Here is a 10,603-nt window from a genome sequence, read left to right as displayed (position 1 = left end):
CTGCTTCATCGACAAGGTGGCCATGCCTCCAGATCCACTCGAGGCGGGTGCGGAGATTCGGGTGGGCTTGATCAATAGCCTGAAGCACGAACACGCCGTCAGGGCTGTGCTTCAGAGCCTGCAGCAACGAGTCCCCCTCCGTTGCAACGGGGGACGATGAGAAGATCTGGTCGGTATCCTCACCAGGATTGCCGGCCAGCTTGTACAGGCCGCCCATGCTCTTCAGAGATTGGACCAGGCCGCCGATCAGATCGAGATGGTCTTCTTCGACATTTGGACCGGCAATGAGGAAAACACCAGGCCGGCGCTGCAGGGGGCTAAGCGCGATGTGGTTGCAGACCTCCAGGGCGAATACCTCGACGGCGGTATCCTGGCCGATAATGCGCTTCCTGGTGAGTGCGACGAGGTCGGGTATGACTTGTGCAGGATCTTCCTGAGGTGTGGACATGGAATAGGTCTCGATGAGGGTTGATGATGAGTGTGGACTGGCCTGCGTTGTGCGGGCCGCCCGTCGAAGGATCGATGATGTCACTCTTGTCTCAGGTGCTGCACCGCTTCGGATCGTCTTTGAGCGCGGCGTGAGGTGTCCTTTTTGGGATTTATCTCGTCTTTTCCTTCAACCGTCCGGTGATCTTCCCGTCATTCTCTCCTGGGATTGCTTCACTTATCGTCTTACTTTACCCAGCACCTGAACTGACCCTGCCGAAGGTACGGAGCCGGTCCGATGATCATCAGGGACATTCGGCAGTGCATTGCCCGCTGAGGTCGCCGGGACTTGCTGGATGAATGCCGCGCCGCACGCATTTAGGTTTACAATGACCGCAGCCGCATCAGTGGCTCGGCTGCTTGTAACGAGCTGCTTTTGCGAGTTCGTATTGGGACACCTACCCCAAGGTCATGGTTATCACCAAGCTGACACGCCGCAATCTGGCAGCATCCCCGAAGGTAAGGATCATCTGACAGCGACGAGAGCAGATGATTGTGACAGTACTCCCGCTGAAGCTGGACCCAAACCGTCGGAACAAGTTCAAGACCCTGACGGTATGAATCTAATTCATTGGATAGAGCTCTGCCGAGAATTGCGATCATGGCGGGTGCTTGCTTCAGAGTTCTGACAAGAAGCCAGTAACGGATGCCATGCCATGTTGCTCCCGATCGAGAGGATTTCATGCGCACTAATCAGCGGATAGCCTGACTCTGGCTCGACGCCCTGGCGACAGAGCTCGGGGCTTCTGCCGGGACCATCGCCACCTACACCGACGATCTGAACTGCTACCTCACCTGGCTTGATGAGAGATAACGTCCTACATGGAGCGCGTGATGGGAGCAGAAATCGGTCGATCTACGTCCGATCTTGTCGGCAAGATCGACGATCTGAAATCGAAGATTGAGACGATCCACGGTCGGATTTCGGAACATCATAGAGAGATGACGGCCTTGCAAGGTGAGGTCGCGCACATGGAGGCGACGCGTCGTTCTCTCCTTGCCAAGGTCGAGCGACGCTCCCGTCCGACAGATGACGTCCGTATCACCGACCATGTCCTACTGCGGTATGTCGAGCCGAAAGTCGGCCCGAGCCGTGCGCGACACGCGCAAGCTCACCATCCGCTGAGCGAAGGCGTCGATCGGGAAAGCCACATAGACGAAACCCGACCAGGTCACCACAAAGGTGAAATCGCTCACCCACCGGGCATTCGGCCGCGACACTTGGAACTGCCGGGAACAAGTGTCCAACGCGGCAAAACGCCATTGCAAGAACAAGAACTCCGTTCATACGCCAAAGCCAGATGGGTCTCTTACGCTATTCTCTGGCGGACAGCAGTGGATCTCCTCGCCTCTGGACGGGAGTCAGGACACGCCGCGTCCGCCAGACCGCACCCATTCATGGAGCGACCTTTTAGGCCATGCCTCCCTTCATATGAAATCTTGAAGCACAGTAGAAATCGGTCGCATTCCGTCATGTGGCTCAGCCCCTTCCGGTCCCAAGCACCTTGTTTGAGGTCTGCGAAACACTCCCCGCTGAGGTGATTTGGTTCTCACAATCTGTTTCTAAGTCCATCGATCGTCGAGTGCTCTTGCCTTTGTCCACGGCATCGAGTTGGTTCCGACCCACGCTTGCGCAACTCTGAGATAGCCAGCTTCCAGCAGAGCTCTATATCGGGCGGGTCAAACTCTTGCGCGGGTCTTGATGAGTCGATGCTCCCTTACTTGAAAGCCCGTTCAGGCTCCGCACAAAGGCGCGCCCTGCCCCTACCTCAGTAGCATCAATCCCTTTTGTCTAAACGACGCCCCTGAGCTCCAACAAGCCGCGCCATCTTGCGCAGGTCTTGCTCTCCCAAGTCCATCGCCGCATCAAGCCAAATATCCACAATGTCCCGCAACTCTTCATAGGTCAGTGGGTTGACACGCCGCTTAGAACGATAAATCGCCTTATGGGCGTTATGCTTGCGTCTGTTACAAGCGATATAGTCTCGTACAGCATTCTCCCCCTGTCCATCTTCGGCGAGGATGTCGACAACACCGAGCCGATGCAGTTCTTCAGCCGTATAGACCGTACCACTCATAATCAGTTTTTCAGCCGCCGCAGTACCGATTTTACGAGCCAACAAGCTGTATGCCCCCATTCCTGGAAAGAGATTGAACAATATCTCTGGAAGGCCCATCTTTGCGCTTTTCTCCGCAACTAGGACATCGAACGAGACCGCACACTCAAATCCGCCGCCTAATGCATCGCCCTCGACCAGCGCAATCGTGATTACGGGGGTGTGAAACGCCATTGCGTTTCCATAAATGACGTCGATGCAGCCATAGGCGTACTGCTGCAAACCCGCACGATCCTTCCGGCGAATGCAATCCGCAAAATAAGCAAGGTTTCCGCCGAAGTTGTAAACGCCTGGCGTTTGAGATGTCGCGACGAAGTACTCGAGGTGCTGATGCTGCTCTCGGTTTCCTTCCTCCATGATTGCACGGACAGATTCCTGCACGCACAACATGTCCCGTATCAGCTCCATAGTGATCATCGGATGCTGACTTCGACGCATCGCTGCCCAGTAGATCTTCTGCTCAAAGTCAATCCGCACGTCGATGGTCGGCAGAAGAAGGTTTGTTGCGATCTGTCGTGTCGGCTTTGAGTGAGGCCTAGGCGTGGGAACCTCAATTATGGACGCTTCGTCAGTGCCGACAGATGTAACGTCGCCAAGGATACGGTCATTTAGCTGAACCGACGGTGCCAGCATAAACATTCTCCATCATAGAGATACTATTGACGCAACGAGCTTCATCTCGCCGCTCAGTCCGCCTCACTTCCAGCAGGCGTTCATTCCTAAGGATAATGATCTATTAACTGAAATATGTGTAGCCATTGTTTGGCCCAGTCACGATACTTGGTTAATGATCCGAGTGTGCATAGCATCCATGGCCCTGCCCTGCCGGCGCATGCTTCGGCACCTCCTCCTGCAATCCTCCATTAACCAATCCCTGAAGAAAGCCGTGCAATTAGGACACAGTCCCTACCCTCTTGTGGTATAAACTACCTGCGCAGTGCAAATGCGGCTTGATGTGACCTGCTTCGTTTAGGTCAACGACGGGCTGGTATTCAGCTGACGAGCCCGACAACCTTCGATGAGCAACCAAGCAAATCTAATCCAAGAAAACACTGCGCGACCGACCGATCGACAACGATAAATTAGGTCAGCTTCCGAGCTGACACCTAATCGCGCTCGGAAAAACGAGAGGATTGACGAAACCGATAGACTGGGAGCGCTGGGGGGCGATGGATGACAACTATTCTGATTGTCGACGATAGAAGCACAAACCGCAACATATACTCTCGGTTGGCGCAGGCGATCGAAGAAGGTGCGGTTGTACACGCCTCAGCATCGCCGCATGAGGCTCTTGCTTGGCTGCATAACTCCTGCCCCGACCTGATAGTGACCGACTTTCGAATGCCCGGCATGGACGGAGCAGAGTTTACGCGACATGTCCGGACCAGCAAGAATGGCGCTGATGTCCCTGTTATCGTAATCACTGCTTACGACGATCGAGCATTCCGACTACAGGCATTGGAAGCCGGAGCAACCGATTTCCTTCGGTCACCTGTCGATCACTATGAGTTCATCACCCGCGCCCGTAATCTACTCAAGCTCCAGCGGCAACAGCAGATCATCAAGGGGCGCGCACTTGCCCTTGAGCATCAGCTTCGAATCAGCGAGCGCTCCCAAGAAGAACTGGTTCGCAACAGCCGGGAGGCACTGACCCAGGTCATTGATACAGTGCCAGCAATGATTAGCGCGAGCGACGAGGATGGCCGCATTGTTTTCGTCAACGATCACTTCGCCAAGTTTGTCAACGCGACACCTGGATCGTTGCTAGGAAGACGAATTAGCGATGTCATTCGGAGCGATCAGAGACAATTGGCTAAGAACATTCATAAGTCGGTTTCAACGAACAAAGGTGAATCTGCCAGCTTCGAGGAACAGATTGCAGACAGGAGCGGATCGCAGCGCGCATTCTTGACGACCAAAACGTCATTACGCGAGTCCATCGGTGGGGTAACAGGAATCCTTACAACCTCGATTGATATAACCGAGCGTAAGCAAGCGGAGAACACGCTGCGACATATCGGACTTCATGACACCCTCACTGGCCTTCCCAATCGAAGAATGCTCTACGAGAGGGTTCAGCAAGAGATCGATGCCGAGCAAGGGCTTTTTGCACTGCTCCTGATTGATCTTGATCGGTTCAAATCCATCAATGACGCGCTAGGCCACGCTGGAGGTGACCGGATCCTCCAGCAGGTAGCAAGCCGTATCATCGCATGCATTCCGAGCGACAATCTAATCGCAAGAATGTCTGGTGACGAGTTTGTGGTCGTGCAAACAAGGATCAACGTCGCACGTGATGCAGAGAAGCTTGCGCGACAGATCATCGACAGCTTGTCAGCCCCATTCCTGTTAGATGGCAGCGAGCTGAAAATCGGATGTACGATCGGTGTAGCCCTGTCTCCGAGTGATGGCCGGGACGTTGAGAAGCTCCTCCGATACGCCGATCTGGCAATGTATCAGGCTAAGGCTGAGGGAAGGAACACTCTGCGCTTCTACTCCTCGGAAATGGAAAGCAGCTCTGCAAATACCGTTAGCTTAGAGGCTGACCTTGTTAAGGCCATTACTCACGATCAGTTTATCCTTCATTATCAGCCGAAAGTCGACCTGAAGACAGGATCGATCGTGGGTGCCGAGGCGTTGCTACGGTGGATGCGACCCGATTTTGGCATCACATCCCCACACATCTTCATCGATCTCGCTGAAGAGACAGGCCTCATCAATGAGATCGGCGCTTGGGTTCTAAACGAGGCCTGCACTCAAGCTGCCGCTTGGCAGAACCTGGGTAATGATCACCTTCAGGTTGCGGTGAACTTATCTCCAGTGCAGTTTTTTCGCCAAGATATTGTGCAACTTGTTGCCGATACACTCAAGAGAACAGGTCTCAGGCCGGAATACCTTGAGCTGGAACTCACCGAAGGCAGTCTTCTGAAGGATGTCGAGAGAACCAAACTGACGCTCCAGAAGCTGAAGCAGTTAGGAGTTCGGATTGCGATCGACGATTTTGGGGTCGGATACTCCTCGCTCAGCTATCTCAAAAACTTCGCTGTCGACACGCTTAAAATTGACCGGTCATTTGTTTGCAACCTCGCGGATGGAACTCGTGACGAGGCGATCGTCAGAGCGATCATTTCGCTGGCTGAGAGCCTCGGGCTGAAGGTGGTCGCCGAGGGTGTTGAAACTGACCTCCAGCTCGGATGCTTGCTCAGTCATCCTTGCGACGAGGCTCAAGGGTATCTGTTCAGCCGGCCTATACCCGCTGAAACGTTCAGTACATTGATGCAAGAACGGCCGCGGTACTTCGTTTCTAAGCAGGTAACCCAACTTGGAAAAGCGCGGACCAAGTGATCACCAAAGTTCTATCCCGCTTCAGAAATAGCCCTGATCGCGAGCATGAGATGAGCCTCAACAGGCTTATCCTTCTAGTTCTGATTGTGTCTTACACGTTTTGGGCCAACTCCGAGGTACCGAGGGAGGCGCTAATCAGCGGTACCTTGTTCGCTCTTATCTCTGCCGGGATCGCAGTTCATGTCTTGCTCTGGCCGCAGCGGTCAACAATTCGACGCGTAGTCGCAATTGTAAGTGACCTCGCCACTGTGTCTTTTCAGATGCGTTATGTGGGTGATCCCTCATCTATTCTTTTTCTGCTGTATCTTTGGATCACCTTCGGCAACGGGTTCCGCTTCGGAGTTCGCTTTCTTTACATTGCAATGACGGTCTCAATCGTCTGCTTCACGGCGGTAGTCTATACGACACCGCGATGGCACGATGATATGTATCTGTCGGGAACTATGCTGCTGAGTTTGATTGCTCTTCCGCTTTATACAAGTACTTTAATCCGTAAGCTGTCCAATGCCAAAGCACAAGCTGAAGCAGCGAATCGAGCTAAGACGCTGTTTCTGGCAAGCGTCAGTCACGAGTTACGAACTCCGCTGAACGCGATTATCGGTCTGTCCAGTCTTATGGCTAGGACGAGCCTTGACCTTGAGCAACGTGGCTTCATTCGTACTATTGGCACTGCTGGAGACGCTCTGCTTCGGCAAATAAATAGCATCTTGAACCTATCTCGCATTGAGGCAGGCCATACGTCATTTGAGAACGTCGACTTTGATCTGTTGGAGGTTTTGTCCTCCGCGCGGGCGATGTTACTCAGTCAAGCTCAGCAGAAGGGGCTTCGGCTCACCATTCACGTTGCGTCGTGGACACCATCACAACTCCGGGGGCCAAAGCATCACCTTGAGGAGATTTTGCTTAATCTTCTTGGCAATGCGATCAAGTTTACACAACAGGGATATATCACGCTCTCTGCCCATCCAGTGACTACGGATGCTGGGTTCTTCATTCACTTCGCTGTATCCGACACCGGCATCGGTATTGCCGCTCATGCTACTGACAGAATTTTCGAGAGCTTCGCCCAGGCGGATGAAACCATCATCAACCGCTTCGGTGGGACCGGCTTAGGCCTATCGATCTGCAGACAGTTGATCACAGCCATGGGTGGTGAGATTGGTGTCAATAGTCAGGAAGGTCACGGCAGTTCCTTCTGGTTTACCCTTCCAATGACCAGATCAGAACGAAGCGGTCCAAGCCAGCATCTGTCGCAGCTATCTTCGCCTCTTTTGGTTTGCTCAAACACCGATCTAGCGGGCGGCTTTGTATCCCGTCTCGGTTTCAGGAGCGACACTCCAGTTGTCGGAACGCTCGCAAGAGCAAGAGAAAATGTGCAAAGAGGCAGCACGGCAGAGCAGTTGGTTTTCTACTACAGCGATTTTCCAGAAGAAATGCTGGTTGCCGAGATTGCAAGCGCAGACCTCTCGGTAAATCCAATAATAATACGTCCGGAAGCCTCTCGGATTCTGTCGACAGAGCGACTGAGGCGGTGGTCAAGCAGCGTACTTCCGCTTGATTTCACTTCAGAGGAAGTGCGGGTGGGAGCTTTTGCAGCTGCTGCGCAAACGTCCTTGGCGCAGTCACTTTGGCACGGGCCTACCGAGATCGAGCTTCCCAGGGCATCAAGACCTCTCTCGATTCTTGTTGCAGACGACAACTCAACGAACCGAATGGTAATATCGAAAATTCTGGAGCGTGGAGGGCATTCAACACATTGCGTCGTGAACGGAGAGGATGCCCTCGACGCGCTCGAGACGGGGAAATTTGACCTCGCCATCATGGATCTCAACATGCCTGTCATGACAGGCATTGAGGCCGCTAAGCTCTTCAGGTTCACGGAGGCACAGGGTACCCGTATCCCCATCATTGCTCTGACCGCTGACGCGACATCAGACGTTGTGACGCGGACTCACGGGGCAGGTATGGACATATGTCTGACAAAGCCGGTGCAGCCGTTGGCACTTCTCAGGATAATTGAGGAGAAAGTTGGCTCTCTACCGAAGTGCTTGGAGACTACAAACAGCCCAAATCTGATTGAATCCCCGACTGATCACACGACTTTAATCGACGGATCGCTTCTGAAGGAATTGGAGCAACTTGGGGGCTGGGACTTTGTCTCGGCCCTAGTGGAGGAGTTCTTTTCAGATGCCGATTGTCTCATCGCTGAACTGCAGAATGCCGCTGCGTGCGGAGATTCCCACAGGTTCCGCCTCGAGGCCCACGGTTTGCAAAGCGCTTCAGCAAATGTTGGAGCAAGGATCGTGCATGAGATCTGCGTTGGCTGGCGAAAGATCACAAACGTAGACCTACTGCGCGATGGTTCAGAACAAGTCGAGCATTTAGTAGTAGAACTCGAACGAACTCACCGTGCATTTGAGAAGTATCTTGCTACCAAGAGCCCAGATAAACAAGTCGCGGCTTTTTCTCAGTAACAATGATTCCAAGGACAGCGATTGTTGAGGGTCCATGCTCTGGCATGTCAGCTCAGGCAAAGCTTATGTAACAAAATTTCTTGCCTCATAGGCTTGCGAAGCCAACAAGGGATCTCTCGGGAGGATCAGAAAAGGAAATCGGTCGTGCACGCGAAGCAGCAGCGCTCGTAGCTGTGCATTGCATTCGATCGCAACACTTGTCAGGTCCAAGAGTACGATTCGACTTGGAAGCTACTGCCGCTTGCGTCAATGTCGACGCCCGCTTATCCTGTGCACCCGATCCGGTTCTTCGGATCCTCGCTTTACATCAGGCGCCGCGTCCGACCTAGCGGCTATTGGTAGGTGTCGTACCCTCACCGGCCGCGCTTGCACAGTTCGTCCGAGATCTTTCCGAACATGACGTCTGACTTGCATTTAGGGAACGAGCAAAAGCAAAGCACGCAACTTGAGAGTGGGACGAGGGCAACCGACCAAGCGTGCTGAAACCGGACGACCGCCTCAGAGAAATTCACCAACTGTATCTCATCTTAGGGCTATCCTGAAGGTGATAGGGAGCCCGCCAGATCGTGGACCTGCTCGTATTGAAGCATGGATCACTCGGGTATGTTTCGGGACAGCGGAGCTTCTATAGGAGAATGTCGGGCTGATCACACCCGCTAGCACGGGTTCGGATCTTCTGATTCAGTGCATCCGCATGCACACAAAGCGAAGGAACCGGCTCTAGCGCCTGGGACTTGGCGAGACGATACTGCCCTTTGCCACTTCGTTTCGCCTCGTAGCTCGCCTCATCCGCAGCACGCATCAGTTCATCTCCGTCACCGCAGGCTGGAGCGAAAGCAATACCCACGGAGACATTGATAACAATGCTTTTCGCTTCAAGGTGGTACGGCTCACTTATCTCACGAATAAGACGCTTCGCGAGGCTTACAGTTGCCTCACAATCCGATCCGGCATAGATGCCGAGACTGAAGAATGACTTCCTCTCGGCATCACTTCAGACCTGAACAAAACATACTCTTGACTCAAACTTCATGCGACGCATCTCGATGGCCTGTGATCCTATGACATCCTCCGTCTCCTCATGGCCAGGAGTTCGACGGCGAGGTCGATCTTGCCGGATTTCACCATGCGGGTCAGCGCGCGGAAGTAGCCGCCCGGGTTCTTGATCCGGCTCTCGCCCCCATTCTTGGCAAGGTCATCCTCGTAGAGCTGCAGGACGTAGATTACCGCAATGGCCGCCCTGACGGTGCCGATGTCCTCCACCGCCTCGGCCCAGGCGCTCTCATGGGCCCCGAGCGAAGCTCGCAGGTAGCGGCCGGCTGAGACGATGTCCGCCAGATCCCGCACCGGTTGGCCGTAGTCGCTGAGGGCGGGGCAAGCCTCAAGGATCAATTCCGGTGATAGGTGCTCCGGTGTTTGTTCGGTTGAACGAACCGGCTCAGCTTTCTTCGGAAAGCCTTTGTTACAAGGCTCACTAGGAGATCCGTTGTTGTTCTTAGTGTGACGGCGGATTCCGCCGCCATTGCCCGACATAAAGAAAGCGTCCTCGCATGCTCTCCTCAAGGCTGTCCACTCATCGAGGATAGCGTGAGGCATGGCCTTCGTGCTTCGCACAGGTGTCCGGGCCTTCAGGCCTTTGACCTGCTCTTCAAGGTCAGAGCGATCCAGATCCGGGTAGTGCTCGGTAAGGGCACTTAAGGCCTCCTCGGCGGCCCGTCGGGCGATGGTGATTTCGTCGAAGGCGCGCTTGCGGGCTTCTCGGGCTTGCTTCTGCTCGATCAGACGCTCGGCCCACTCCCCTCGCCTCGCGTAGACGGGTGTCAGGTCGAAGCCGAAAGCATCGACGATGTCGCCTGCCAAGTCCTTGACCGCATAGCGTTTGCCGTTGGGAGATTCCCTCGGAATGACGAGCTGCAGGTCGATGAGGACGCGGAAAGCCGACCGGATTGAGCGTTCCGACATGCCGGTGCGGTTAACCAGGTAGTCATTGGATGGCCACACCAGCAGCCGCTCCCACTCCTGCTCGCCCCAGCAGGCCACGAGCTCGGACAGAACTGACCGGGGGCCGTTCTTCAGTTCCAATGCCTTAGCAGCCTCGCGGGCCGCGGCCGAGAGTTCTTTGCGTGTGACTGTGCGCCCGTCTTCGAGCGCAAGCTTCCTTGCGGCCAGAGCGGCATGTCT

At 54.4% G+C, this 10,603-nt stretch carries 7 protein-coding genes and 1 pseudogene; 2 read left to right on the top strand and 6 right to left on the bottom strand.

Annotated features, from left to right (window positions below; translation table 11 throughout):
• The 4 genes and pseudogenes from JKL45_RS28415 to JKL45_RS28400 form a co-directional block, all read right to left on the bottom strand.
• Positions 1-448 (bottom strand): P-loop NTPase family protein (locus JKL45_RS28415; protein WP_201865139.1); only part of this gene is annotated, 448 nt, incomplete at its 3' end.
• Between the two features lie 824 nt (positions 449-1,272).
• Positions 1,273-1,539, bottom strand: coding sequence for a hypothetical protein (locus JKL45_RS28410; protein ID WP_201865138.1), 267 nt, complete (start codon positions 1,537-1,539; stop codon positions 1,273-1,275).
• A 15-nt stretch (positions 1,540-1,554) separates the two neighbouring features.
• A pseudogene (locus JKL45_RS28405) lies at positions 1,555-1,734 on the bottom strand (IS3 family transposase); the annotation flags it as partial.
• A 530-nt stretch (positions 1,735-2,264) separates the two neighbouring features.
• Positions 2,265-3,236, bottom strand: a complete 972-nt coding sequence (locus JKL45_RS28400) for a crotonase/enoyl-CoA hydratase family protein (protein WP_201865137.1) — start codon at positions 3,234-3,236, stop codon at positions 2,265-2,267.
• Positions 3,237-3,776: 540 nt separating this feature from the next.
• On the opposite strand from JKL45_RS28400, the gene JKL45_RS28395 reads away from it, so the two are divergent.
• Both JKL45_RS28395 and JKL45_RS28390 read left to right on the top strand, forming a co-directional pair.
• Entirely contained in the window at positions 3,777-5,948 is a 2,172-nt protein-coding gene (locus tag JKL45_RS28395; protein WP_201865136.1) for a putative bifunctional diguanylate cyclase/phosphodiesterase, read from the top strand.
• 146 nt (positions 5,949-6,094) lie between these two features.
• The gene (locus tag JKL45_RS28390) at positions 6,095-8,422 is read left to right on the top strand and encodes a hybrid sensor histidine kinase/response regulator (protein ID WP_201865135.1); all 2,328 of its coding nucleotides are present in this window, start codon (positions 6,095-6,097) and stop codon (positions 8,420-8,422) included.
• 625 nt (positions 8,423-9,047) lie between these two features.
• Here the strand turns inward: JKL45_RS28390 and JKL45_RS30995 are convergent.
• Both JKL45_RS30995 and repC read right to left on the bottom strand, forming a co-directional pair.
• Complete coding sequence (locus tag JKL45_RS30995; RefSeq protein WP_201865140.1) at positions 9,048-9,380, bottom strand: diguanylate cyclase domain-containing protein; 333 nt, start codon at positions 9,378-9,380, stop codon at positions 9,048-9,050.
• A gap of 101 nt (positions 9,381-9,481) precedes the next feature.
• On the bottom strand, positions 9,482-10,603 hold a 1,122-nt coding region (gene repC / locus JKL45_RS28380; protein ID WP_201865134.1), incomplete at its 5' end, for a plasmid replication protein RepC.

Source organism: Microvirga soli (assembly GCF_016734765.1).
GTDB classification, from domain to species: domain Bacteria; phylum Pseudomonadota; class Alphaproteobacteria; order Rhizobiales; family Beijerinckiaceae; genus Microvirga; species Microvirga soli.
This window is presented reverse-complemented; position numbering and strand designations above follow the sequence as displayed.